Source organism: Marinococcus sp. PL1-022 (genome assembly GCF_033845285.1).
In the GTDB taxonomy this organism is placed as follows: domain Bacteria; phylum Bacillota; class Bacilli; order Bacillales; family Marinococcaceae; genus Marinococcus.
In genome coordinates, this window is the sequence record NZ_JAWXCX010000001.1 from 843,530 (window position 1) to 866,586 (window position 23,057).

Here is a 23,057-nt window from a genome sequence, read left to right on the forward strand (position 1 = left end):
CTGGCTGAAAAAAAGAAAGTCCCGGCTTTCCAACGAAGCGTTGGAGGCCGGGACTTTTTTGCAGAAAAGACCGTGCGGCTGCCGCACGATCTCATTTGTTGGATTAATATAATTTTCCGCGAATATGAAGCATTGTACAGAGTGAGGTGATGGAATGAATATAGCAGTTCTGGCGAAGAGCAAAAGGATCGCCGAAAAACTCGGGAAGCACGCGGTCCATCGTTTCTTTCATTTTATCGTACAAAATCTTTGTGACCTGCTCTTCAGAATAATACAGTGTCTCCCGCCCCTGCAGCCACTCAGAATAAGATACGATAACGCCGCCGGCGTTGGCAAGGATGTCAGGGATAATGACAACACCCTGTTCGGCCAAAATGGCATCGGCTTCGGATGTAATAGGGGCGTTGGCCCCTTCAATAAGAATAGAGGCTTTAATATCCTGCACATTATCTTTATGAACGACTCCGCCGAGAGCGGCGAAAAATAGAGCGTCTACATCGAGGGAGAGAATATCGTCACGGTCCCGTATATCGGCACTAATGCCAATATCATGAATCTCCGCTTCAGTAGTGGGAAGATCCCCGTTATGATCGTTGGAGAAATCAAGAAGAGCAGGAATGTCGAGACCGTCTTCATTGTACAGCGTGACATTCTGGTCGCTTACGGAAACCACCTTCGTATCGAGATAATCACAGTTATACGCCTGTATTGCAGTAATTGATCCTACATTTCCGAAGCCCTGAACAGCTATGGAAAGCGGCCTGCCATAGAATTCAAGCGCAGTTTTGAAAAATTTATTTTCCGATGTCTGGAATTCATCGCGCCGGTTTTTCAGAAAGTCATGAAGCAGGTAGCGTAAAGTAAAGTAAACACCTTTTCCGGTAGCTTCTCTTCTGCCAAGAGAGCCACTATTTTTTACGCTTTTGCCGGTAAAGCTTCCCCGATATGGAATGCCGGGGTTAATATTTTTGTATTCAGCCATCATCCAGTCCATTTCTCTGGCACTCGTTCCGGCGTCTGGAGCAGGAATATCCTTATCCGGACCGATTACATCGTTGAAGTACTGAACGTATTTTTTGCATACGAGATTTAAATCTTTTTTAGAGAAATCCTTTGGATTAATGCTGATGCCGCCTTTGCCGCCGCCAAATGGCACGTCGTGAAGAGCATTTTTAATAGTCATCAAAGAAGCAAGGGAAGAGACTTCTTCTTCATTAACGCTTTCGTGAAAGCGGATGCCGCCCTTATAAGGCCCCATGGTGTCGTTGTGCTGCACCCGGTACGCTGGCACGCGTACTACTTCGCCGTTTTGAAGGGGAACACGGAGAAACGATTTGTGTACATGGTTGGGGGTGGAAAGGATGGAAATAAGAGAGGAAAAGGCTGTTTCGCGCTCCTGTCCTTCATAGTCGGGCAGGAAAGTCTTATCCTGCATCAATGCATCGAGCGATTCCTGAATAATCTTTGTCGCTTTATCTGACATATAATGTCCTCCTTAAGGTATTTGTACCTATGTAAGTAGTTCTAGTAAAGGATACCACTTTTCAGAACACTGCAAACGGATTCGGGGAAATTGTCATTAAAAAATTGTAGCCTTTGAGCGGATAAGTTGCGTTTGAAAAAACGATGCGTGCATACTAACTTTTGTATACTGCTTATATTATGTGCACGAGAAAGGAAGTCGTAATAATGACAGAGGAAACATCCAATCAGCAGGCGGCAGCTCCTTTATTTGAGCCCTTTCAAATAAAAGATCTGCATCTTGAAAACAGAACAGTAATGGCCCCGATGACAAGAGGGTTTTCCCCGGGCGGCATACCAAACGAAGACGTTGTCGCCTATTACCGGCGCCGGGCTGAAAATAATGTGGGACTGATTGTTACGGAAGGGACCGGCATCAATCATCCTGCCAGCGTGGAAGACCCGGGAGTGCCGGCATTTTACGGCGAAAGAGCCCTGGAAGGATGGGAAAAAGTTGTAGAGGCAGTGCATGAAGCGGGAGGAAAAATCATTCCCCAGCTATGGCACGTGGGCATGACCCGGCCGGTTGGAGCAGAGCCGAACTCTGAGGCTATGCCAATTGGGCCCTCCGGTTTAGCTTTAAGCGGCGAAGCGGTATCTGCACCGCTTACCGGGGAAGAAATTGAGGAACTGGTGCAGGCTTACGCAGACGCTGCGGCAGCGGCGAAGCGTATTGGCTTTGACGGCATTGAAATCCACGGTGCCCACGGATATTTAATTGACCAGTTTTTCTGGGAGCAGACCAATAAGCGTACGGATCAGTACGGCGGGAACTTTGTCGAACGGACCAGGTTTGCCGTGGAGGTAATCGAAGCCTGCCGCCGGGCTGTAGGCGAAGATTTCCCTATTTTCTTCCGGTTTTCGCAGTGGAAAATGTCTGATTTTGAAGCGAAGCTTGCAGCCACGGCAGACAAACTGTCCCAGTTTCTGGAGCCGCTGTCTGAAGCAGGTGTAGACGTCTTCCACTGCTCCACCCGCCGCTTCTGGGAGCCCGAATTTGACGGTTCTTCATTGAATCTTGCAGGCTGGACAAAATATTTAACCGGCAAGCCTTCTGTTACGGTAGGGTCTGTAGGGTTGAACGGCGTTTTTACAAGCTTCGATAAAGCAGAAAATGATGATATCCAGGAATTAGTCAACCGGCTCGAAAATGATGAATTTGACCTGGTTGCAGTGGGCCGTCCGCTGTTAACGGATCCGGCCTGGGCGAAAAAGATGCAGGAGGGCAGAACGGAAGATCTGGTTCCGTTTACCAAAGACGCATTAAGTGAGCTGTATTAAGTCCGATTGTCTGTGAATCATGAACTCTCCGGCCGATGCCGGGGAGTTTTTTTATATTGGATGTGTGAATGATGACGGTGAGGGAAAAGAGGAAGAGTGTTCTAATACATATTTAGTCAGGAGAAATAAATGAAAAAAACGAACACCGCAGCAGGAACCTCTGTTTTAAACAATCCACAAAATATCGTTTCGCTAGTATGCGTACTTATTGTACTTGCACTTTCTTTCATTTCTTATCAGGTATCGGGCTGGCAGTATGTCATTCTGCTCTGGATTGGCTTTTTTCTTGGCTTTTCTCTTTTTCACGCCCGCTTCGGCTTCTCGGCCGTTTATCGGCAGATTATTGAAAAGGGCAATACTGAAATGCTCCGGGCTCATATGCTGATGCTCATTCTCGTATCGACTTTTTCAGCTGCAATTTTTATTATCAGTCCAGCTTTATTTGGCACCGTCCCTATTCCAGCGCTCTCTGCTGTGAGCATCGGATTGATAGCCGGTGCTTTCATTTTCGGTTTTGGTATGGAAATAGGCAGCGGTCTTGCTCCTTCTTCATTTTATGAAGCAGAGGGCGGCAGAACCGCTTTGATTTGCACATTGGCCGGTTTTACGGCGGGGGCAATGGGAGGGGCTGCCCATTTTGGCTTTTGGAACACCTCCCTTCCTTCGTTTGATCCAGTATCGCTGGCGGTGGATACAGGAATCGGTTACATATGGGCCTGGGTCATTCAAATGGTTTTTCTCGGATTAGTTGCTTTTGGCTCGTATGTGCATAAAAAACGAACAAGGCCTCCGGCACTTCCGCCGCTGCCTTCGGCTGCAAGCTGGAGCCGGATAATTTTTGGCTCCTGGCCCCTATGGGTCGGTGCTGTTATCCTGGCCGTATTAAATGCGCTCATTTTTCTCGTGCAGGGAGAGCCGTGGAAGCTGACAGCTTCCTTTTCTCTATGGGGCTCAAAGATAGCTATGGCTCTTGGAATGAATGTGAGCGGCTGGACATACTGGTTTGAACAGGGCCAGTTTGTTGCCCTTCATCAATCGGTACTAATGGATTCCATGAGCATTATTAATTTCGGTGTGATTTCCGGCACTGTAGTCACTTTAGCGATGAACCGCCAGCTCCGGTTTTCGGGTATCCCCCTGCGGGTTGCTTTAATCGCCCTGATTGGGGGAGGGCTGATGGGATACGGGGCCAGTATTTCATTTGGTGCCAATATTGGTGCGTATTTCAGCGGTATCGCCTCCTTCAGTCTGCACGCGTGGATATGGCTTGTCATGGCTGTACTTGGTGTGTATACGGCCTATTACCTCAGCAATCAACTGCCTTTGTACCGGTACAGAGAAGGCAGAAGAGCCGATAAATAAAAAAAGCCTCCCAGGGCGTTGTCTGCCTGGGAGGCATTGTTATCATTTCTTATTCACTAGGGGAAACCATTTTCGCTGGATCGACAATTAATTCAAACTCTTCTTCATTCAGCATGCCGCTTTCAAGCACGGCTTCCTTCAGCGTCTGTCCGTTAGCATGGGCCGATTTGGCAATTTTCGCCGCATTTTCGTACCCGATATGCGGATTCAGTGCAGTGACGAGCATTAGGGAATTTCGCAGGTGAGCGTCAATGCGTTCCTGATTTTCTTCAATACCGACCGCACATTTATCATTAAAGGAAACGAGCGCATCAGCAAGAAGGTAGCTTGACTGCAGGAAATTGTAAACAATAACCGGCTTAAACACGTTGAGTTCAAAGTTGCCCTGACTGGCAGCAAAACCGATTGTGGCGTCGTTACCCATTACCTGTGCTGCAACCATTGTCAATGCTTCGCTCTGGGTCGGATTCACTTTACCAGGCATAATGGAGCTTCCCGGTTCATTTGCCGGGATGGAAATTTCGCCGATACCGCAGCGGGGGCCGCTTGCAAGCCAGCGTACGTCATTTGCAATTTTCATGGCATCTGCTGCCAGTGCTTTTAATGCCCCATGCGCATAAGAAATTTCATCATGGCTGGTGAGGGCGTGAAATTTATTTGGGGCAGAACGGAAATCCTTCCCGGTGTAGGAGCTGATTTCTTCAGCTACGTATTCCCCGAATCTTGGGTGGGCGTTAATGCCTGTCCCAACAGCTGTTCCGCCGATCGCAAGGTCCTTCACATGATCGATGCTTTCTGTAATCATTTCAGCGGAACGCTCGAGCATCCGGTGCCAGCCACTGACCTCCTGGCCAAGCGTAAGCGGAGTAGCATCCTGAAGATGCGTGCGGCCGATTTTAATGACATCTTCAAACGCATTCATTTTATTCTCCAGAGTTGCACGAAGTGCTTCCACGGCAGGGAGAAGCTGATCCTCTACTTTTTGCACAGCGGCTACGTGCATCGCCGTGGGAAAGGTATCGTTTGAGCTCTGGGAGCGGTTAACGTCGTCGTTTGGATGCACGCTTTCGGAGGATCCTTTTTCTTCGAGCAGTTGGGAAGCGCGGCGGGCCACTACTTCGTTCATGTTCATATTCGACTGGGTACCGCTTCCGGTCTGCCAGACAACGAGTGGAAAGTGGTCATCGAGTTTTCCGGAAAGAACCTCGTCACAGGCTTCAACGATGGCGTCGGCCTTTTCCGCTTCAAGCTTATCCAGGCGTTTGTTTGCAAGAGCCGCAGAGCGTTTTAAAATGGCAAACGCATATACGACATCGATCGGCATAGTTTCCTGGCCGATTTTAAAGTTTTCCAGGCTGCGCTGGGTCTGGGCACCCCAATGCTTGTCCTTCGGTACATGCATGTCTCCAAGTGTATCTTTTTCTACGCGATAGTCCATCGATAGGTCGACCTCCTACTAGTATCAATAAGGTAATTAGAGTAAGCACTCTTTCTCTAGATTAAAGAACATTCGAAAAAAAAGAAAGGCATTTCAAACGAGAAATACTAATTTCATATTACAGATGTCAGGCAAAAAAAATAAATGCTGAGTGAACATTAGTTCTGCTATAATTTTTACGAAAAGGGGGCAGCTGATATGTGGTATTCACTCGAAGTCCCGTCCGGGGATAATGAAGCGTGGAGCCTGCGGCTCTATGAACATGACATTTATACTTTCTATATTGATGAAGCCATACAGACAATGAAGGACGAAGACGGATATACATATGAATTCAGCAGCGGGGAAAAAAGCAGGCTGTATGTCTACGTAGAAAATGCGTCTAAAGATGAATTAGGCCGAATGCTTGAGGTGCACGCTCACGATTTGCACGAATGGGAGCCGCCGGAATGGACAGAATCTTCCTATGATAACGTCAAACTGACGAACGGATGGAAGCTTGTGTATCCACCGTTTCCGAAAAAACAGGAGGAACGGGAGCTGTGGCTTGATCCGCAGGGCGCATTTGGCACAGGCATCCACGAAACAACAAGAGACGCTCTTGAATGTATCGTCGCCCGGGCGGAAGGGACGAAGGCAGCAGACATTGGTGCAGGAAGTGGAGTGCTGTCGATTGCCCTTGCAAAAAAAGGCTTGGATGTAACTGCTTATGACGTGGAGCCGGTAACTAGGGAAATAGAGCAGCAGGCAGCGTTAAACGGTGTGGAAAACCAAATTCAGGTGTGCGAACAGAACGTAGTTGATACGGTCTTTCCGTATGAGGCATACGATTTAGCGGTTATCAATATCGGGGCAGATATTGCGCTGCGCTGGCTTGAACGCGCTGATTCTATAGAAGTGCTACCCCCGGTCATTATCATATCCGGGCTGGTGGACTGGTCGGTGGAACGTGTGAAAAAAGCATTCGGGGATAACAATTATGAGGATGTTTGGCACAAACAGACGAATGAATGGCACACTATATTATTTCAAAGGAGAGTCTGAGAATGACAAAGCCACATGTTTTTGTTACAAGACCAATGCCTCACTGGCTGACGGAAAAGCTCGAACAGGAAGCTGTGGTGGACGTGTGGGATAAAAACGAAGCGGTTCCCGAGGAGGAGTTAGTCCGGAGAACAGCGGAAGCAGATGGGTTGTTCTGTACTGTATCGGAGCCGGTGACGAGAAACGTTATTGAACAGGCGCCGCGGTTAAAAATAATAGCAACAATGGCAGTTGGATATAATAACATTGATCTGGAAGCGGCAGAGGAAAAGGGGGTTAAGGTGGCCCATACTCCCGGCATACTGACAGAAACGACAGCGGATCTCACTTTTGCTTTACTGATGACCGCAGCACGAAGGCTGCCGGAGGCCATGGACACTATCCGGCAGAATGAATGGGGGTCCTGGGCGCCGTTTGCATTTACAGGACAGGATATTTATGGTGCAACCCTGGGTATTATCGGCATGGGGCGTATCGGGGAAGCCGTGGCTAAAAGGGCTGGCGGTTTTGATATGAACATACTTTACCATAATCGTTCGCGGAAGCGGGAAGCGGAAGAACGGACGGGCGCTGTATACGCGGAGCTGAATGAACTTTTGGAGCAGGCTGACTTTATCTGCGTGCTGGCACCGGCCACCCCGGAAACAGAAAAGCTGATAAACGCGGAAGCTTTTCGTAAAATGAAAAAATCAGCTGTGTTTATTAATACCTCAAGAGGCACGACTGTAGATGAGCAGGCGCTTGTGGATGCGCTTCGGGAAGGAGAGATTTTCAGCGCCGGTCTTGATGTGTTTGAAAATGAACCTATCGGTGCAGACCATCCTCTCCTCAGCCTGTCCAATGTTGTGGTGCTCCCGCATATCGGCAGCGCCAGCGAAAAAACGCGCCGGGAGATGGCGGACATGACTGCAGATCATATTTTACAGGGGCTCCAGGGTCTTCCGCTCACGCATGAAGTGCCCGGAAAATAAAAAGCAACCCGCAAGCCTGAAATGGGCTGGCGGGTTGCTTTAGTTGTGTTATGACTTGTTCCAGGTAGCTGTACCATTTTTTTCTTCCTTCATTCGCTTGCGGAAGCGAACTGTTTCCGCGGTGATGACTCCGGAAAGCCCCAGGAGGGCGATCAGGTTTGGAGCTGCCATCAGGCCGTTCATCGTGTCTGCAAGTGACCAGACAATTCCGAACTGAACCACAGCGCCAAAGAATACAGCGATAACGAAAACGACGCGGTAGGCAAAAACAGCCCTATACGTTTTGAAAAGGTAATAAATACAGCGTTCTCCGTAGTAGGACCAGCCCAGAATAGTAGAATAGGCGAAGAAAATGAGTCCTACAGATACAATAATGCTTCCTGCAGGTCCCAGGAAGTGTTCAAATGTGGCGGCAGTCAGCGGAGCTCCGTCTAAATCACCGCTTACAAAGCTTTGGCCCATCACAAGAGAAATACCGGTAATGGAGCAAATAATGATTGTATCAATAAAAACCTGAGTCATGGAGACGAGCGCCTGCCGCCCCGGGTAATCGGTACGCGCAGCAGCTGCCGCAATTGGGGCGGAGCCAAGTCCTGCTTCGTTGGAGAAAACACCGCGTGCCACTCCGTACTGAATCACAACCCCAACGGCTCCGCCGGCTGCGGCCTGGCCGGTGAATGCATCGGAAACGATGGAGCCGACTGCGGCCGGAACGAGATCCAGATTGCCAAAAATAACAATCAGGCCACCGACCACATAAAAGACAGCCATAACCGGAACAATAAATGAAACGACCCGGCCAATCGATTTGATGCCGCCAAGAATCACAACCCCGGTTAAAATACTGAGCGCAATACCGGTGATCCAGGTAGGCACATTCCAGTTGGAGTCCAGCACATCGGCAACAGAGTTGGATTGGACAGTGTTGCCGATCCCAAATGCGGCAATTGCAGCAAATACGGCAAACAGGACGGCCAGCCATTTCCATCCGAGCCCTTTTTCTATGTAGTACATCGGTCCGCCGGCCATGCGGCCGCGTTCATCCTGAACCCGGTACTTCACAGCCAGAATAGCTTCCCCGTATTTTGTAGCCATTCCAAATAGTGCACTGATCCACATCCAGAAGACAGCACCCGGGCCGCCGATCACCACAGCTGTAGCAACGCCTGCGATGTTACCGGTCCCGACAGTCGCAGCCAGAGCGGTCATCAGCGATTGAAAGTGGGAGATGTCCCCCTCTGATTTTTTGTCCTGCTTGGAAAAGGCAAGCTTTAAGGCATAAGGAAGAGTAGAAAATTGCAAAAACCCTAAACGAACTGTTAAAAAGATACCTGTCCCCAAAATAAGAATTAAAAATGGAGGGCCCCACACAATGCCGCTGATGGTGGTAAGTAATTCTTCAACGCTGTTCATAAAACCTGACATATGTAACAACTCCTTTCCATAATGTAACTGTACATAAGATGTTATAAAGACGTGAACAGTTTGTTAGAAAAGTTTACTATAAAAATAATAAATTGGGTATATGTTTTGTAAAAATTATGAAAATTTCCAGGGGAGAAAAACAACAATTTCTTTAAAAGATTTAGAATATGATGTTTTAGGGAGAAAAGATTCGGGCATTCGTATAGGTAGACGTAATCGGATGAAGGAGGACTAGACAATGAAAAAAGTAAAAGTAGATGAAGTTTTTACAGAGGAAAAGGAACAGCTCCGTTATACAGATGGTGAATTAGAGGTCCGTGATGATAACGGAGAGGATTGGGAAGTGAAGCTGTACGGAGTCGAAAATCAGCGTTTCTTCACAGATGCCCTGAAAAATAACGAAAAGAAGCATTTAACATTTGAAACTGATAAAGGAAGCATGTACGGCCTCGTGTCCGTAGAAGCACTGGACAATGCCGGCGTGGCTAACGAAGACGTAGTAACGCTTGTAGGCACCGGACCGTTAAACGGTTTTTCGTAAGACAGAAAATAATTAAGAGTAAATAGCGGTGCAGGTGCTACAGCCTGGATCGTTATTTTTAACTTAAAGAGGGAATCATTTAAAATACTAAAGCATAAAGCAGGCAGCCGGTTTAATGGCTGCCTGCTTTATGTACATATTACGAACCGCTGCACGGGAGCTTGACTGGCGGATAGCCCTGCTCGCCTCTTCGCACCACAGCGTAGCCGGTGACGGTAAAACCATTTTTAAGCAGCAGCCGGGTGCTTAGATTTCTTGAAACCTTATCAGGAGCAACGAGAAACACTTCTTTTTTCGGAACGGTCTGTAAATGTCGTTTTAGATACGGATACGGAAGAGCAAACGCTCCACGTACCGGGTTGCGGTCTGATTCCTGGTATTCGCGGACGTCCAGAATGTGGGCACCGGTCTCCTGAATTTGAGGAAGGGAAGAACAAGGAACGCGTAAAACGGGCATCCAGCGTTTAAATGCCGGTATCATAACGAGAACAATAACAACTATGGTAATACTAAGCCAAAAAAGCATCAACGCACTCCTCATTCCTTTCTTATAGCGATTCATATTCTATATTTTTTTACAAACAGATTCAAGAACTTTGCTTACGCTGCTTTTACACTTACCCCTTTATGGATCACCTATAACAATTTCATGCTATTAATTATTCTTAGGAAATTCAAGCATATTGGTTTCAGGGGGAAGTAATTTTTGATAAGGTTAATACAGAAAGTAGGAGGTGAAGCTTCCATGCCAGAAACAGAAGAAAAAAGAGAATTGGAAGAACGAGTTTGGGCGGAACTGGAAAATGTAATTGATCCGGAGCTCGGTATTGATATCGTAAACCTGGGCCTTGTGTATACAGTAACAGTTGATGACGACAGACAGGCGAATATCGAAATGACCCTGACTGCAATGGGCTGCCCACTTGCAGGTACAATCGTTAACGATATTAATTTCGCCATGAATGATCTGAAGGAATACGGAGAAATCAGCGAAGTGGACGTGGATATTGTTTGGAATCCACCTTGGAGCAAGGACAAAATGTCCCGTTACGCAAAAATCGCTTTAGGTATTCCGGATTGATGAAAGGGAAGCCGGTTGGAGCAATCCAGCCGGCTTCTTTTTATTCTGGCATTATTTTCACTAGTCAGAAAAAATAAAATTTTCGGTTGAAATGCACTGGAGAATGGTTTATTATGTAAACATACTCAAAGGAGGCATTATTGTTTTGACAAACAGTCAACTGAACACAACTGAAATGATCGACAAAGGGATGCAGCAGTCTCACAGCATGAGCGTAGAGGAATCGGTTCGCACGATTGAAAACATCATGCAGGTCGAAGCAGCACGTCAGCAGGACTATGAAGACAATAAAATTGAAAATTTGTAAGTAATGAAAAGCGCGGACCATAATGGCCGCGCTTTTTGACGTTTATATGCTCTCCTGGCCCGTTAAAATAACCGGGCCTTCTTCTGTGATCGCGATAGTGTGCTCGTACTGGGCGGAATAGCCTCCGTCCCGGGTGGTGGCGGTCCACCCGTTGGAGGTCATTTTGCTCTGCCAGCTGCCGGTGTTGACCATTGGCTCGATCGTAATAACGTGGCCCGGTTTTAAGCGGCCGCCTTTGCCCGGGGCGCCGAAATGAGGAATCTGTGGATCTTCGTGGAGAGTAGGCCCGATGCCGTGTCCGGTAAAGTCCCGGACGACCGAAAATCCTTCGTTTTCCACATATGCTTGAATCGCGTGACCGATATCGCCGATCCGGTTACCGGCTTTGGCCTGTTCAATTCCTTTATATAAAGATGATTCCGTAACCTTCATGAGTCGTTCGAGTTCATTGCTTACTTCTCCAACAGCATAGGTCCAGGCGGAGTCTGCCAGGGCTCCGTTTAAATTCACAACCATATCGATTGTAACAAGATCACCGTTTTCAAGAGGGCGGTTCCTTGGGAAACCATGACAGATTTCATCGTTTACCGAGGCGCAGGTCGCGTATTTGTATCCTTGAAAGCCTTTTTGTTCAGGCGTGGCACCGTGCTCTGCCAGAAATTTTTCGGCAAAATCGTCAATTTGTTTTGTGGTGACACCAGGTTTGATCATTTTGGCGATTTCTTTATGACAGGCAGCAAGAATTTTCCCCGCTTCGTGCATAAGTTCAATCTCTCGTTCTGTCTTTAACGTTACCATCGTCTGTCTCCTTTTATTCAGTATCAATTACTATTGTAAAACATTCGTTTAAGAAATGCATTGTTTGATGATTTCCTTTATAATTGCAGAATTGCACGATAGAAATGGGGGAAATTATGAACCAACAGAAATGGTATGTACAGATCAGGGACAAGTTTTGGTTCGTTCCAGGCTGCTACGGTATTCTTAGTTTGATTATAGTAATAGGAGCTTCTATTATGGACCAGCAGCTGCTGCGCCCTGTTTATAACAATGTGCCTTCTATGCTGCTCGTAGAAAATAACACTGCTACTTCCCTGTACAGTGCATTAGTAACGGCATTGCTGACGCTGACCACCATCAGCTTTTCTTCGATAATGGTCGTACTGACAACGTATGCGACACAGTTTACGCCAAGAGCCCTTCAGGATTTTATGAAAAGCCCGACGACGCAGCATACGCTTGGGGTGTTTACATTTGGAGTGCTGTTTACCCTGGTAAATATGCTGCTCTTTTCAACCGAAGGTAACAACCAAATTTTGATGCCAATGCTGACAGTTCTTGTGGCGCTTGGCTGTCTGGCTTTTTTTATAATCTTTATTTATCACTCTACCCAGTGGCTGCAGGTAAATCATTTAATCAGCAACATACGGGCCGATGCTTCTAAGGTGATTCGGGATGCATACACATATTCCGGAGTGAACAGCTTCAGCGAATGGAGCGATGATTTCCGGAATGACGAAGAAACCATTGTTCATGCCGAACGGTCAGGGTATACCAATATGGTGAAAATGCCTGAACTGATTGACTGGGCCCGGCAGCAGGAAGCCGTCGTTGAATGCTTGTTTCAGGTGGGAGACTATGTTCATCAGGGCGAGCCACTATTTCGCTACTGGTCAAAGTACAGTTTATCCCCGGAAATATTAAGAAATTTTTTATTGGTGGGAGAAGAGAGAAGCAATGTTCAGGACATCGAATTCTCCATGCAGAAAATTGTAGAAATAGCGCTGCGGGCCATTTCCCCGGCGATCAACGATCCACATACAGCTGCCAACTGTATAAATCGTATTGGCGCGCTGCTTTCTGAACTCAGCTATGAGCACAGAAATGATCAATACTTTGCTGACAATCAGAATGAGCTGCGGTTATTTATGCCTGTAAAGCCCTTTAGAGAATATTTATATAAAAGCTTTTACCAGCTCAGGCTTTACGGCCGTGAAGATATTTCGGTAATGGCGGCCTGCATGGAAGCACTGACGATGCTTGTGAAGACTGGAGATTCGTCTGTGCTAAAGGAAGTGGAATCATTTTCCCGTTACATGGAGCAGGCGGTCGATGAGGAACAGCTTGCGGACTGGGACAGGGAATACTGGGAGGAGCGTGTACAGGAAAAGGATACAGCTCTGCATCAGGCACTTACAAAAAGTAAGCAGATAACTTGAAACAGCCAGTAACGTGTGTGTATGATATATAAATGAAGTTCAACACGAAAGGATGAAAGATCAAATGAAAGTAGCAGCTATTGTAGGAAGTATACGTCAGGAATCCTTTAACGGAAAATTAGTGGAGTACATGCAGGACCGTTACAGCGACATCATGGATATTGATATTTTAGATATCCGCGATCTTCCGCACTATGATCAGGACGAGGAAAGCAATGCTCCGGACTATGTGCAGGAGTACAAGCGTTCTGTACGTGAAGCGGACGCCGTACTTATTGCAACTCCGGAATACAATGGTTCAATTTCCGGCGTGCTTAAAAATGCTCTGGATTGGAATTCCCGGGTCGATTACGACTTTGCCGGCAAACCAACCATGCTGGTGGGAGCTTCTCTTGGCGGCCTGGGCACCGTGAAAGCGCAGATGCATCTGCGCCAGATTTTGAGCGCTCCGGGCATGAGTGCAAAAGTACTTCCCGGAAATGAAGTGCTTATTGGAGCTGTGCATGAAAAAATGGACGAAAACGGAAACTTAACGGACCAGGGCACAATTGATTTTCTCGATAATGTCGTAGCCGAATTTGAACGCTTTTATCAGGAAGCAACGGCTGTAGCCAACCGGGCATAAAAAGGATCCCTGCAGAAATATCTGCAGGGATTTTTTTACGCTTTTGGAGCTTCGGTCTGTTCGGTTTGCAGATCTGTTCTGCTCCATCCAATAAACAATAAAGCTGCTGCGCCAAGAACACCGGCGACCAGGTATGGAAGATGGGCTGATAATGAATTACCGATTAATCCCGACATGACCGGTGCAAAAGCAGCACCAAGCCAGCGAAGGAAATTATATGCTCCGGAAGAAATACTGCGCTCGTAAGGCGAATGCTCCATCACATGGCTGGTAAATAAAGAATTATTCAGACCGGAAAATAATCCTGAAAGTACGATGAACATAATCATTAATATTGAGGAGGACGCAAAAAACAATCCTAAAAGCGTTAAAATAAAAGCAGAGAGGGTGAACGGCAGTAATTTCACAGGAGTAAACCGCATCTCAAGCCTTCTCGATAAAACAGCCGAGCCGAAGGCCAGGCATAATCCCCATCCAAAAAAGACGAGACCGATTTGAATAGAAGTTAAAGATAAAATTAAAGGGGAGTAAGCAAGCACGACAAAAAAACCATAATAATAAAACATGCCGGCAAGCGCACCCTTAATGAACGGCCCGTGTGTAAAAAGATGACGAAGCTCCTGCCATCCAGCCGTAGCTTTAGCTTTTTTAGGAGCGGGCGGATGGACGAAAAAGATAACTAAAATAAAAGCGATAAGCATTAAAAGACTTGTACCAAAAAAAGGAGCACGCCAGGATAGATCCCCGAGAAGGCCGCCTACAAGCGGACCGCCGGCGAGGCCCAGGCCAATTGCCGCCTCATACATACCTACCGCTGTTTCCACGCTCCTCGAGAGAGCGATTAACAGGGTCATAGCAGTGGCGAAAAACATGGCGTTGCCAAGCCCCCAGCCGCCGCGAAAAAGGGCCAGTTCAGTAATGCCTCCCGCCACACTGCAAAGCAGGGCGAAGGCTGTAACGATCAAAAGCCCGGCGCTCATCAGCCGTTTATCACCAAACCGGCTCGAAAGGATCCCGGCAGGAATCATCATGCAGGCCATAACTAAAATATAGGACGTAAAAAGCAGCTCCACCTGCCAGTGAGAAGCACCGATAGAAGCCGCGATGGAAGGAAGGACGGGGTCCACGACGCCGATACCCATAAAAGCTAAAAATGTGGCGAAGATCGTAATCCACCGTGCCCTGGTTTGAATATTCATAAAGCAGTCACTTCTCCTTATTGAATGAAGATAATACGTTGTCAGCTTGCTTTTTCAGATTTTCCATTTCCGTTTTAAACGTTGTCATCTGATTGATTTTTTGGTCGAGCATATCAATCTGGGCCTGAAGGCTATCAGAAATTTGTTTCAAATCCTCGTGCTGCATCGTCGTTTCCTGTACCGACTGGTAGTGGCTATAGACTGTTTTTACCTGCTCTTTCAAATCGAGATACTGCTGCAGCTCCTGAAGAGAAAACCCAAGAACCTCCTTTGCGGTTACTACATTCTGCAGACGTTCAATGTCCTGGTCATCGTACACTCTGGTTCCTTTTTCTGTACGCTCTGGTGCTGATATAAGACCAATCTGTTCATAATAACGTATTGCACGTTTCGTTAAGCCTGTGGTTTGAGCGGCTTCTTCAATTTTGTACAGCATGCATCACCCTCCTGATAAATTTCATGATATAACCTTAACGTTAACGTTATATTTTGTAAAGGCAAAATGGGACTTTGACTTTCTGAAATAATGTGATACAGTGTAGACAACTTAATAGGGAATCCGCTAGGGGTGCCGGTAACGGCTGAGATAAGGACTATCCTTAATCCCTTTGAACCTGATCTGGTTAAGGCCAGCGTAGGAAAGTGGAGACGGTAGAATACGTCTATATCAGAAGCAGCAGCTTTATAACAGCGGACGTTTATTCGAAGCCACTCCACCAATGGAGTGGCTTTTTTTGCTCCATTGGTCTTTACTGCCCGTAGTGGTTCCCTCCTAATTTAAAGGAGGAAGTAACAATGAATTTTTCAGAGCTGTTATGGCAGGACACAGAGCACATTTTTGAAGCCTGCTGGGAAAATCCATTTGTGCAGGGCATCGGGAAAGGAGATATCCCAAAAGAAGCTCTTATCCATTACGTGAAGCAGGATTTTGAATACTTAAATGCCATGAGCAAGGCAAAAGCAATTGGGATAACAAAATGCACGTCCAGAGAAGACATGATCATGTTTAAAGATACCATTGATTTTGTGTTAAACAGTGAAACGCACCCGCACCATAATTTATGTGCGCAGGCGGGAGTGGCTTATGAAGAATTGCAGGGCTACGCGCTTGCCCCGGCTTCCCAGCATTATGTGCTTCATATGCTGCACCATGCTGAAAGGGGCACACTTGGCGATGTGATTGCGGTAACGCTCGCCTGCCCGTGGGTGTATTTGTATGTGGGTGAAAGGCTGATGAAAGAAGTGAATCCGAACGCGGGCCATCCGTTTAACGACTGGATTCGTTTCTACGGAGACCGTGAGGAGCGGGAAATGTACAAATATATTGACCGCCTTGATGAGCTGGCAGAAACAGCCACAGAAGAAGAAAAGCAGCGTTGGCGGACGTTATTTATGGAAGGGTGCCAGCTCGAGTATATGTTTTTTGAGGACGCGTATCATGCAAAAGACTGGCCCTTTGCCAGAACATTAACAGACGGAAAAAAAGCTTAATGATAAACAAACGCTTAAACCTCAGGGATATCGTCGTTATCTCATTTATTTCAGCTGTTCTTGGTGTCCTTTATCTTCTTTGGGTACTGCTCGGACAAATTGTTACGGGCGTCCTCGGGCCAGTTGGGGGCGGGCTGATGGCAGGCTTCTGGATTCTCGCTCCGGTAATATGCGCCTATATCATTCAAAAACCAGGAGCGGCGCTGCTGGCAGAGCTTATTGCGGCTGGCACTGAAGTTATGGCCGGGTCTGTGAGCGCGGGAGCAGTGCTCGTTCTCGGCTTCACGCAGGGGATTGCCGCAGAAATTATTTTTGCCATGTTTTTCTACCGAATCTTTCGTCTGCCGGTATTAATGCTTGCCGGAATGGCAGGGACGTCTGCTGCATTTTTAACCCAGTATATTCTTTATGGATTCAGTCAGTACGCAGGTTCTGTTGTTGTATTTATGCTGGTAACCATGCTTATAAGCGGTGCTCTTTTAGCCGGGTGGGCAGGGAAAAGCTTTACAGACGCCCTGGTAAAAACAGGCGTTCTCGACCGCTTTGCTCTTGGCCGCCAGCGTCGGGAAGGGCAGCAGAGGGACGCTGTATGATTTATGCAGATAATGTAACCATTGCATATCCTTACGCTGAGCCTTCGATAGAGGGTTTTTCGGCTGAAATATGTACTGGGGAAAACGTGCTGCTGCTCGGACCGAGCGGCTCGGGTAAAAGTACGCTGGCACTGACCCTGCAGGGAATTCTTCCGCGCTCAGTAGAGGCAGAAGTGTCTGGTAAATTGAACGTATTCGGAAAAAATCCAGCGGTGAAATGCATTACAGAGGCTGCCAGAGAGGCGGCTCTGTTGTTCCAGGATCCCGATACCCAATTCTGCATGCCGACAGTGCGGGAAGAGCTTGTATTTACGCTTGAGAACCTGCGCGTACCTGCGGAGGATATCGAAGGCCGGATGCTTGAAGCCTTGCAGTTCACAGGCATGCTTTCTTGTATTGACGCCCGTATTGACACGCTTTCCGGAGGGATGAAGCAAAAAATAGCTGTGTCCTGTATAGCTGCTGTGAATCCGGAGATCTGGATTTTGGATGAACCGCTCTCCCAGCTCGATCCGGTAAGCCGTGAAGCAGTGGCCGCACTTCTTGGCCGTATTGCAGAAGACCCTGATAAAACATTAATTTTGATTGAGCATCAGCTAAATGAAGTAATGGATTGGGTCAACAGGGTGATTGTATTGGACCGCTGCGGCCGGGTGTCGGCAGATGGAAGCCCGGGCCGTATATTCAGCTCCCACACAGCCGTACTCGAAGCGGAGGGTGTCTGGCTGCCGGAACCAGCAGAAGCTGGAAAGAAGCTGTTGAAACACCCGAAAACGTCTAAAGCCCTCCTCCCCGTCACTTTACGGGAATGGGAGACGTTTGCAGCGGAATACTCTGCTGCCGATGTTCGCGCCTCTCTGCCGCAGCCGGCAAAGATGGCTGATCCTTCTCTGGAGCCGCCTGTCCTGGAGGTTAAACAGGCCGGGTTTGCTTATGGAACGCAGCCGGTTTTCGAAAACGTGTCTTTTTCCCTTTATCCTGGAGAAATGGTAGCGCTGGTTGGTGCCAACGGAGCAGGAAAGAGCACACTCGCGCGGGTTCTTACCGGATGGGAGTCTCTTACAAGCGGTGAGGTCTATGTTAACGGACAAAATATTGCCACTCTGAAGCCGCACGAAATTGCCAAAGCCTTCGGGATTGTTTTTCAGCAGCCGGAGCATCAGTTTATAAAGCAAAGCGTTGAAGAAGAAATACGCTACGGAATGGAGATAGAGGGACTGAGCGAGGAAAAAATTATTCAGCAGACAAACGAGCTGCTGATTCAATTTCAGCTCGTGCATCTTCGAAAGAGCCATCCATTTCGGCTCAGCCAGGGGGAAAAAAGGCGTCTCTCAGTAGCGGTCATGGTTACGAACAACCAGTCCATTCTGATTTTGGATGAGCCAACGTTTGGGCTCGATAAGCGAAATACTGCTGCCCTGTTTGAAGTGATTGAGCAGTGCCGGCGATGTGGAAAAGCGGTCCTCTGGCTGACCCATGATATGGATCTGGTTTATACAAAAGCCGTACGGATTCTTGCGCTGGCAGAGCGGACAATCACCTATGATGGGGGCGTAGAACCATTTTTTAATGGAAGCATGAATTTGGAAAAAATCGGCGTCCGGCCTCCAGTGGTACAGCTGATGCGCCATGGGGAAACAGGCAGCTATGCTTGAAGAACTTCAGATTAAAAATGCTTTTTTGCAGCGTGTCCACCCTACGCTGAAGCTGAGCAGTCTTTTCGTCGTATTTATCTGTATGATTTTCGTTTATGATATTTGGCGCCCGCTCGCTGTCCTGCTGCTGACAGTTGCTGCCGTTGCATTTCTGGGAAAAATACCGTTAAAGCTGTTGCTTGTGCTCCTGCTTCCATTTGCTCTCTTTGGTTTCAGCTTTGTATGGCTTCAGGTTGTTTTTCCTGAGGAAAGGGGTTCTACGGTTCTTTTTTATATATTCCAAATGCCGGTCGCTCTTGAGAATATCCAGACAGGGGTCTCGCTCGGCTTAAGGACAATGGTATTTGCCTGCTGGTCGCTTCTTTTTGTTCTTACTACGTCTCCCGTGGGTTTAGTGATGAGCCTGATACAAAAATGGCGCATGCCTCCGAGTATCGGCTACGGGATGATGGCGGCTTACCGTTTTCTTCCACAGCTGCGGGAAGAACTGACTGTCATCCGCAGAGCCCGGCAAATCAGAGGGATGGGCTCGAAGCCCAAAATGAGAGAGTGGAGGGGAATGGCAGTTCCACTGATGGCTGGGGCTGTAAGAAAAGCAGAAAGAACAGCCCTGGCGATGGAATCCAAAGGATTTGACGGGTCCAGAAATAGAACTAGGTACTTGCAGATGAATTATAAAAAAACAGACATGTGGTTTGCTGCTGGATTTATATTGTTTATTACTGTCGTTTTTCTGCTGCCACTGCTGTAGCGGGCATCAAAGCTGGTTAAAAATAACCCCGGGGGCCGTGCCTCCGGGGTTGGTCGTGCTGACTATTATTTTACTAAAAACTTTTCCTCGATGCGGTCCACATAGCTTTTAATATCTGCAGCAATATTATCCATTTCATCCACGTCAACCTTCATAGTGGGAATATCACCTTTATGTCCGCGTTCGCGGAACTGCCCGATCATTTCATCAACAGCTCCGGCGAAGTTTTCATACGCATGGTCTCCGGAGCCAAAGATGGAAATCGAAAGGGTTGAAATATCATAGGCAAAAAGATCTTCCAGAAAGTCCTCTGTTTCTTCGGGGATATCGCCTTCGCCCCACGTGTACGTGCCCATAATGAGCAGGTCGTGCGGGAGGGGATCTTCGTTTGGAAGGCCGTCGGCGATCATGTCCATCAGTTCTACTTCATGTCCGCGGTTGATGAGCTCTTCCTCCGTATCGATCGCCATATCTTCAGTATTTCCAGTCATCGTGGAATAGAACAAAAGTATTCGCATATGTCCATTCCTTTCTTTTATAGTTTCGTGCATAAAATACATATCTAATATACTTATTATATATTTGGCTGCCTGCTTGTGCAATTACTCCGGTAAATAGATGTTCATCCAAATATGTTAAAATATATATCGATAATATATATTAATAATTTTTGTGAAGGGGGAGAAAAATGAAACAGATAGGTATTATCGGCGGCCTTGGTCCGGAATCCACAGTAGAATATTACCAATCCATTATTAAAAAATATCAGTGGAAAAAAGGCAATCTTCAGGTGCTTCCGGAATTGTACATTACCAGTATTAATATGTACAACATTTTTAAGTATATTTCGGAAGAACGAATGGATGATCTGATTGAGTATCTGGGCAATGCAGCCCGGAAGCTTGAACTGCTGGACGTCGACGGCATCATTATTGCAGCGAACACTCCGCACCTTGTATTTGAGGAAGTACAGAAGCAGGTCGACGTCCCGATGCTCAGCATTGTTGATGCAGCGGTGGAAGCAGCAGAAAATCAGGGTGCTGAAAATATTGGCCTGCTGGGCACAAAGTTTACGATGGAGCAGGAATTTTTCAGGAAACCGTTCAAGGAGAAGGGGAAGAATATCTATGTGCCTGAGGAAAGCACACAGCAGTATTTACACGAAAAAATTGTAAGCGAGCTTGAGAATGGTATCGTAAATCCTGGGACGCAAAAAGAATTTGAACGGATCACCAGGGAAATGATCGAACAGCATCAACTTGATACTGTGATTCTTGGCTGCACCGAACTCCCGATGATTCTTTCTGATGAAGATTTTTCGATCCCGTTTTTAAATACGATGCAGGTTCACGTGGATAAGGCCGTAGATTTCATGTTTGAAGAAAAATAAAGCATACGGAGGGCAGCAATGGCCATTCAATTGAAAAGGATTTACGAAGAAGCAGATGAAGGGGAGAGGCACCGGGTTTTAGTCGACGGCGTGTGGCCGCGGGGGATAGCAAAGGATAAAGCTAAAGTGGACGAATGGGCCAGGGATGTTGCTCCTTCAAAGCAGCTGCGGCAATGGTTCTCCCACGATCCGGAAAGGTTTAATGAATTTAAAGAGAAGTATAAGAAGGAGCTCGAGCAGAATGCCGAACAGGCTGAAGCTCTCGATCAGTTAAAGCAGACTGTGCGTGAGCAGAACAAGCAGGTGACGCTCGTGTTTGCTGCAAAGGAAGAAACGTATAATCATGCCCGCGTCTTAAAAGAAATTCTTGACCGCCAGCCGAAGGTTTCTTAAAGAAGAAGGGGTGACAACGATGGAGGAGTATCTGGGCCGGTGCAGTGAGTGCGGTAAAGAAATTTACTGCCGGGACGGGTTTTTGGAAGGGGTTCATGAGAACGGCCGGCTGTACTGCTTTGGATGTGCCAAATAAATATACACCGCTCCGTTTCCAGGTAGAAACGGAGCTATTTTGTATACAAACATTGATTGTGAACGTTTAATGAAGGATTTCTAAAAGTATAGTTTTAAATATGTATTTATAATACACTTTTTATAGAAATTAAAAACGTTTTCACTGGAGGAATTCGATGCTTGCACCACAAACAATTGAAACTGTAAAAGCTACAGCTCCGGCTATTCAGGCTAATGCCTCAGCCATTGGCAACCGTTTTTATGAAATGCTATTTGAAAAAGCTCCCGAGCTGCAGAACATGTTTAACCAGACGAATCAGGAAACAGGTGTACAGCCGGAAGCCCTTGCCTACTCTGTTTACCAGGCGGGAGCGAATATTGACCGGCTGGAAGAGCTTCGGCCGATGATTGAACGTGTGGCAGAGAAGCACCGGGCTCTGGATGTCAGGCCGGAGCACTATGGACTAGTAGGTGAAACACTGCTGGAGGCGGTAGAGGAAGTACTCGGAGACGCTGCGACCCCGGAAATCCTGGGTGCCTGGGGAGAAGCGTATCACGAGCTTGCTGATATTTTCATTCAAAAGGAAGCAGTTAAATATGAAGAAGTAGAAGCCGCCCTCGGCGGATGGACAGGCTACCGCCCGTTTTATGTAGCGGAAAAAGTGCCGGAAAGTGACGTCATCACGTCATTTTACTTAAAGCCACAGGACGGGGAGGCGATTATACCACAGCAGCCGGGCCAGTATTTAACGCTGCAGGCAGATATTGAGGGTGAGCCCTATACACATATGCGCCACTACAGCCTCTCGGATGCTCCGAACGAAGATTATTACCGGATCAGCGTAAAGCGGGAGGATCCCGAGAACGGAAATCCGGCCGGCATTGTGTCGAATTATCTGCACCGGGACGTAAATGAAGGCGATGTGCTGCTGTTTGCAGCACCGGCAGGAGAATTCGTGATGGAAACAGAGGAAATGCCAATTGTGTTAATCAGCGGCGGCGTTGGGGTGACCCCAATGATGAGCATGCTGAATACACTCGTGCAGGAAGATACGAAACGAAATGTGACGTTTGTTCACGCTGCTGACAGCAGCAGGGTGCATGCCATGAAAGCACATGTGGAGCAGCTCGCAGATACGTATTCAAATATTGAGGCCTACACCTGTTATTCCGTCCCGACAGAGGAAGACCGCACGCATAAAATGTTTGATAAAGAAGGGTTTATAGACGCAGATTGGCTGGAAACCGTCCTTTCTGATGAGCAGGCAGATTTTTATTTCTGCGGCCCAATACCTTTTATGAGAGCAGTTAACGAAATGTTAAAGGATAGAGGAGTGCCGGCTGAGCATCGACATTACGAAGTGTTTGGACCGGAAAGCACGATTGAATAATTAAACCCCGGGGCTAAAACTGATTCAGCTGCGGCATCTCCATTTGGATTCTGCCGCAGCTGTTTTGTTCAATTTTCCACCTGGGCAATGCCCCATCATGCATGATCATTCGTTCATTCAAGCATTTATATTAGTTATAAGGGGGAGAGTAATAAATTTATTAGTAAGTAAAGCGTTAAATACTGAAAAACTGCTACTGACGTTCACTGACGCTCACTGGCATCCACTGGCACAGCTTATAGAGCCGGGCGCCTTCTAGAGC

The 23,057-nt window shown here is 47.2% G+C and carries 24 protein-coding genes and 1 riboswitch; of the genes, 16 read left to right on the plus strand and 8 right to left on the minus strand.

Features of this window, described 5'->3' with window-relative positions:
* Positions 1 to 103 precede the first annotated feature (103 nt).
* Positions 104 to 1,483: a Glu/Leu/Phe/Val dehydrogenase gene (locus tag SIC45_RS04305; RefSeq protein ID WP_319631190.1), complete on the minus strand. Its 1,380-nt coding sequence runs from the start codon at positions 1,481 to 1,483 to the stop codon at positions 104 to 106.
* A gap of 206 nt (positions 1,484 to 1,689) precedes the next feature.
* On the opposite strand from SIC45_RS04305, the gene SIC45_RS04310 reads away from it, so the two are divergent.
* On the plus strand, positions 1,690 to 2,802 hold the full coding sequence (locus tag SIC45_RS04310; RefSeq protein ID WP_319631191.1) for an NADH:flavin oxidoreductase: 1,113 nt from the start codon (positions 1,690 to 1,692) through the stop codon (positions 2,800 to 2,802).
* A gap of 129 nt (positions 2,803 to 2,931) precedes the next feature.
* Positions 2,932 to 4,164: a YeeE/YedE family protein gene (locus tag SIC45_RS04315; protein WP_319631192.1), complete on the plus strand. Its 1,233-nt coding sequence runs from the start codon at positions 2,932 to 2,934 to the stop codon at positions 4,162 to 4,164.
* Between the two features lie 49 nt (positions 4,165 to 4,213).
* Here the strand turns inward: SIC45_RS04315 and fumC are convergent, their stop codons facing one another.
* Positions 4,214 to 5,602: a class II fumarate hydratase gene (fumC, locus tag SIC45_RS04320; protein WP_319631193.1), complete on the minus strand. Its 1,389-nt coding sequence runs from the start codon at positions 5,600 to 5,602 to the stop codon at positions 4,214 to 4,216.
* 198 nt (positions 5,603 to 5,800) lie between these two features.
* On the opposite strand from fumC, the gene SIC45_RS04325 reads away from it, so the two are divergent.
* The gene (locus SIC45_RS04325; RefSeq protein WP_319631194.1) at positions 5,801 to 6,646 is read left to right on the plus strand and encodes a 50S ribosomal protein L11 methyltransferase; all 846 of its coding nucleotides are present in this window, start codon (positions 5,801 to 5,803) and stop codon (positions 6,644 to 6,646) included.
* 2 nt (positions 6,647 to 6,648) lie between these two features.
* Entirely contained in the window at positions 6,649 to 7,617 is a 969-nt protein-coding gene (locus SIC45_RS04330) for a D-glycerate dehydrogenase (protein WP_319631195.1), read from the plus strand.
* Positions 7,618 to 7,665: 48 nt separating this feature from the next.
* On the opposite strand, the gene SIC45_RS04335 is transcribed toward SIC45_RS04330, so the two are convergent.
* Positions 7,666 to 9,042, minus strand: a complete 1,377-nt coding sequence (locus SIC45_RS04335; RefSeq protein WP_319631196.1) for a sodium:alanine symporter family protein — start codon at positions 9,040 to 9,042, stop codon at positions 7,666 to 7,668.
* Positions 9,043 to 9,280: 238 nt separating this feature from the next.
* Between SIC45_RS04335 and SIC45_RS04340 the strand changes: the two genes are divergently transcribed.
* A complete protein-coding gene (locus SIC45_RS04340; RefSeq protein WP_298783826.1) occupies positions 9,281 to 9,583 on the plus strand; it encodes a hypothetical protein in 303 nt (100 codons plus the stop codon).
* A 139-nt stretch (positions 9,584 to 9,722) separates the two neighbouring features.
* On the opposite strand, the gene SIC45_RS04345 is transcribed toward SIC45_RS04340, so the two are convergent.
* Complete coding sequence (locus SIC45_RS04345) at positions 9,723 to 10,109, minus strand: sulfurtransferase (RefSeq protein ID WP_319631197.1); 387 nt, start codon at positions 10,107 to 10,109, stop codon at positions 9,723 to 9,725.
* 219 nt (positions 10,110 to 10,328) lie between these two features.
* Here SIC45_RS04345 and SIC45_RS04350 point away from each other — a divergent pair, with 219 nt between their 5' ends.
* Complete coding sequence (locus tag SIC45_RS04350; RefSeq protein WP_022794038.1) at positions 10,329 to 10,664, plus strand: metal-sulfur cluster assembly factor; 336 nt, start codon at positions 10,329 to 10,331, stop codon at positions 10,662 to 10,664.
* Between the two features lie 145 nt (positions 10,665 to 10,809).
* A complete protein-coding gene (locus SIC45_RS04355; protein WP_176967731.1) occupies positions 10,810 to 10,971 on the plus strand; it encodes a hypothetical protein in 162 nt (53 codons plus the stop codon).
* A 42-nt stretch (positions 10,972 to 11,013) separates the two neighbouring features.
* On the opposite strand, the gene map is transcribed toward SIC45_RS04355, so the two are convergent.
* On the minus strand, positions 11,014 to 11,769 hold the full coding sequence (gene map, locus SIC45_RS04360) for a type I methionyl aminopeptidase (RefSeq protein ID WP_319631198.1): 756 nt from the start codon (positions 11,767 to 11,769) through the stop codon (positions 11,014 to 11,016).
* 116 nt (positions 11,770 to 11,885) lie between these two features.
* Between map and SIC45_RS04365 the strand changes: the two genes are divergently transcribed.
* Together SIC45_RS04365 and SIC45_RS04370 are read left to right on the plus strand one after the other, a co-directional pair.
* Positions 11,886 to 13,190 (plus strand): DUF2254 domain-containing protein, encoded by a 1,305-nt coding sequence (locus tag SIC45_RS04365; RefSeq protein WP_319631199.1) that lies wholly within the window; start codon positions 11,886 to 11,888, stop codon positions 13,188 to 13,190.
* Between the two features lie 64 nt (positions 13,191 to 13,254).
* Positions 13,255 to 13,815, plus strand: a complete 561-nt coding sequence (locus tag SIC45_RS04370; protein ID WP_298783840.1) for an NADPH-dependent FMN reductase — start codon at positions 13,255 to 13,257, stop codon at positions 13,813 to 13,815.
* A gap of 35 nt (positions 13,816 to 13,850) precedes the next feature.
* On the opposite strand, the gene SIC45_RS04375 is transcribed toward SIC45_RS04370, so the two are convergent.
* Both SIC45_RS04375 and SIC45_RS04380 read right to left on the minus strand, forming a co-directional pair.
* Positions 13,851 to 15,014 carry an MFS transporter gene (locus SIC45_RS04375; RefSeq protein ID WP_319631200.1) on the minus strand — a complete coding sequence of 388 codons (1,164 nt, stop codon included), beginning with the start codon at positions 15,012 to 15,014 and terminating at the stop codon, positions 13,851 to 13,853.
* 7 nt (positions 15,015 to 15,021) lie between these two features.
* Positions 15,022 to 15,450 carry a MerR family transcriptional regulator gene (locus tag SIC45_RS04380; protein ID WP_298783848.1) on the minus strand — a complete coding sequence of 143 codons (429 nt, stop codon included), beginning with the start codon at positions 15,448 to 15,450 and terminating at the stop codon, positions 15,022 to 15,024.
* A 118-nt stretch (positions 15,451 to 15,568) separates the two neighbouring features.
* A riboswitch (TPP riboswitch) is annotated at positions 15,569 to 15,672 on the plus strand.
* 137 nt (positions 15,673 to 15,809) lie between these two features.
* Between SIC45_RS04380 and tenA the strand changes: the two genes are divergently transcribed.
* The 4 genes from tenA to SIC45_RS04400 are packed head-to-tail and all read left to right on the plus strand — an operon-like array spanning position 15,810 to position 19,504.
* A complete protein-coding gene (gene tenA, locus SIC45_RS04385; protein ID WP_319631201.1) occupies positions 15,810 to 16,505 on the plus strand; it encodes a thiaminase II in 696 nt (231 codons plus the stop codon).
* On the plus strand, positions 16,505 to 17,098 hold the full coding sequence (locus SIC45_RS04390; RefSeq protein ID WP_319631202.1) for an ECF transporter S component: 594 nt from the start codon (positions 16,505 to 16,507) through the stop codon (positions 17,096 to 17,098). Before tenA ends, SIC45_RS04390 begins: the two co-directional genes overlap by 1 nt.
* Positions 17,095 to 18,753, plus strand: a complete 1,659-nt coding sequence (locus SIC45_RS04395) for an ABC transporter ATP-binding protein (RefSeq protein WP_319631203.1) — start codon at positions 17,095 to 17,097, stop codon at positions 18,751 to 18,753. Before SIC45_RS04390 ends, SIC45_RS04395 begins: the two co-directional genes overlap by 4 nt.
* Positions 18,728 to 19,504, plus strand: a complete 777-nt coding sequence (locus tag SIC45_RS04400; RefSeq protein ID WP_319631204.1) for an energy-coupling factor transporter transmembrane component T — start codon at positions 18,728 to 18,730, stop codon at positions 19,502 to 19,504. The genes SIC45_RS04395 and SIC45_RS04400 overlap by 26 nt, the downstream gene beginning before the upstream one ends.
* A 65-nt stretch (positions 19,505 to 19,569) precedes the next feature.
* Here SIC45_RS04400 and SIC45_RS04405 read toward each other — a convergent pair whose 3' ends face one another.
* Positions 19,570 to 20,022 carry a flavodoxin domain-containing protein gene (locus SIC45_RS04405; RefSeq protein WP_319631205.1) on the minus strand — a complete coding sequence of 151 codons (453 nt, stop codon included), beginning with the start codon at positions 20,020 to 20,022 and terminating at the stop codon, positions 19,570 to 19,572.
* Between the two features lie 170 nt (positions 20,023 to 20,192).
* Between SIC45_RS04405 and SIC45_RS04410 the strand changes: the two genes are divergently transcribed.
* From SIC45_RS04410 to hmpA, 3 genes are all read left to right on the plus strand, one after another.
* Positions 20,193 to 20,894: an aspartate/glutamate racemase family protein gene (locus SIC45_RS04410; RefSeq protein WP_319631206.1), complete on the plus strand. Its 702-nt coding sequence runs from the start codon at positions 20,193 to 20,195 to the stop codon at positions 20,892 to 20,894.
* 18 nt (positions 20,895 to 20,912) lie between these two features.
* Positions 20,913 to 21,287 carry a DUF488 domain-containing protein gene (locus tag SIC45_RS04415; protein ID WP_319631207.1) on the plus strand — a complete coding sequence of 125 codons (375 nt, stop codon included), beginning with the start codon at positions 20,913 to 20,915 and terminating at the stop codon, positions 21,285 to 21,287.
* A 293-nt stretch (positions 21,288 to 21,580) separates the two neighbouring features.
* Entirely contained in the window at positions 21,581 to 22,795 is a 1,215-nt protein-coding gene (hmpA, locus tag SIC45_RS04420; protein ID WP_319631208.1) for an NO-inducible flavohemoprotein, read from the plus strand.
* Positions 22,796 to 23,057 lie beyond the last annotated feature (262 nt).

What these genes read in the sequence shown, in the direction of transcription:
- tenA (WP_319631201.1), top strand. Translation starts at nt 15,810, where the DNA reads ATGAATTTTTCAGAGCTGTTATGGCAGGACACAGAGCACATTTTTGAA.
- SIC45_RS04395 (WP_319631203.1), top strand. Translation starts at nt 17,095, where the DNA reads ATGATTTATGCAGATAATGTAACCATTGCATATCCTTACGCTGAGCCT.
- SIC45_RS04405 (WP_319631205.1), bottom strand. Translation starts at nt 20,022, where the DNA reads ATGCGAATACTTTTGTTCTATTCCACGATGACTGGAAATACTGAAGAT.
- SIC45_RS04315 (WP_319631192.1), top strand. Translation starts at nt 2,932, where the DNA reads ATGAAAAAAACGAACACCGCAGCAGGAACCTCTGTTTTAAACAATCCA.
- SIC45_RS04370 (WP_298783840.1), top strand. Translation starts at nt 13,255, where the DNA reads ATGAAAGTAGCAGCTATTGTAGGAAGTATACGTCAGGAATCCTTTAAC.
- SIC45_RS04310 (WP_319631191.1), top strand. Translation starts at nt 1,690, where the DNA reads ATGACAGAGGAAACATCCAATCAGCAGGCGGCAGCTCCTTTATTTGAG.
- SIC45_RS04375 (WP_319631200.1), bottom strand. Translation starts at nt 15,014, where the DNA reads ATGAATATTCAAACCAGGGCACGGTGGATTACGATCTTCGCCACATTT.
- SIC45_RS04335 (WP_319631196.1), bottom strand. Translation starts at nt 9,042, where the DNA reads ATGTCAGGTTTTATGAACAGCGTTGAAGAATTACTTACCACCATCAGC.
- map (WP_319631198.1), bottom strand. Translation starts at nt 11,769, where the DNA reads ATGGTAACGTTAAAGACAGAACGAGAGATTGAACTTATGCACGAAGCG.
- SIC45_RS04345 (WP_319631197.1), bottom strand. Translation starts at nt 10,109, where the DNA reads ATGCTTTTTTGGCTTAGTATTACCATAGTTGTTATTGTTCTCGTTATG.
- SIC45_RS04365 (WP_319631199.1), top strand. Translation starts at nt 11,886, where the DNA reads ATGAACCAACAGAAATGGTATGTACAGATCAGGGACAAGTTTTGGTTC.
- SIC45_RS04340 (WP_298783826.1), top strand. Translation starts at nt 9,281, where the DNA reads ATGAAAAAAGTAAAAGTAGATGAAGTTTTTACAGAGGAAAAGGAACAG.
- SIC45_RS04410 (WP_319631206.1), top strand. Translation starts at nt 20,193, where the DNA reads ATGAAACAGATAGGTATTATCGGCGGCCTTGGTCCGGAATCCACAGTA.
- SIC45_RS04400 (WP_319631204.1), top strand. Translation starts at nt 18,728, where the DNA reads ATGGGGAAACAGGCAGCTATGCTTGAAGAACTTCAGATTAAAAATGCT.
- SIC45_RS04350 (WP_022794038.1), top strand. Translation starts at nt 10,329, where the DNA reads ATGCCAGAAACAGAAGAAAAAAGAGAATTGGAAGAACGAGTTTGGGCG.
- SIC45_RS04330 (WP_319631195.1), top strand. Translation starts at nt 6,649, where the DNA reads ATGACAAAGCCACATGTTTTTGTTACAAGACCAATGCCTCACTGGCTG.
- SIC45_RS04325 (WP_319631194.1), top strand. Translation starts at nt 5,801, where the DNA reads ATGTGGTATTCACTCGAAGTCCCGTCCGGGGATAATGAAGCGTGGAGC.
- SIC45_RS04305 (WP_319631190.1), bottom strand. Translation starts at nt 1,483, where the DNA reads ATGTCAGATAAAGCGACAAAGATTATTCAGGAATCGCTCGATGCATTG.
- SIC45_RS04380 (WP_298783848.1), bottom strand. Translation starts at nt 15,450, where the DNA reads ATGCTGTACAAAATTGAAGAAGCCGCTCAAACCACAGGCTTAACGAAA.
- hmpA (WP_319631208.1), top strand. Translation starts at nt 21,581, where the DNA reads ATGCTTGCACCACAAACAATTGAAACTGTAAAAGCTACAGCTCCGGCT.
- SIC45_RS04415 (WP_319631207.1), top strand. Translation starts at nt 20,913, where the DNA reads ATGGCCATTCAATTGAAAAGGATTTACGAAGAAGCAGATGAAGGGGAG.
- SIC45_RS04390 (WP_319631202.1), top strand. Translation starts at nt 16,505, where the DNA reads ATGATAAACAAACGCTTAAACCTCAGGGATATCGTCGTTATCTCATTT.
- fumC (WP_319631193.1), bottom strand. Translation starts at nt 5,602, where the DNA reads ATGGACTATCGCGTAGAAAAAGATACACTTGGAGACATGCATGTACCG.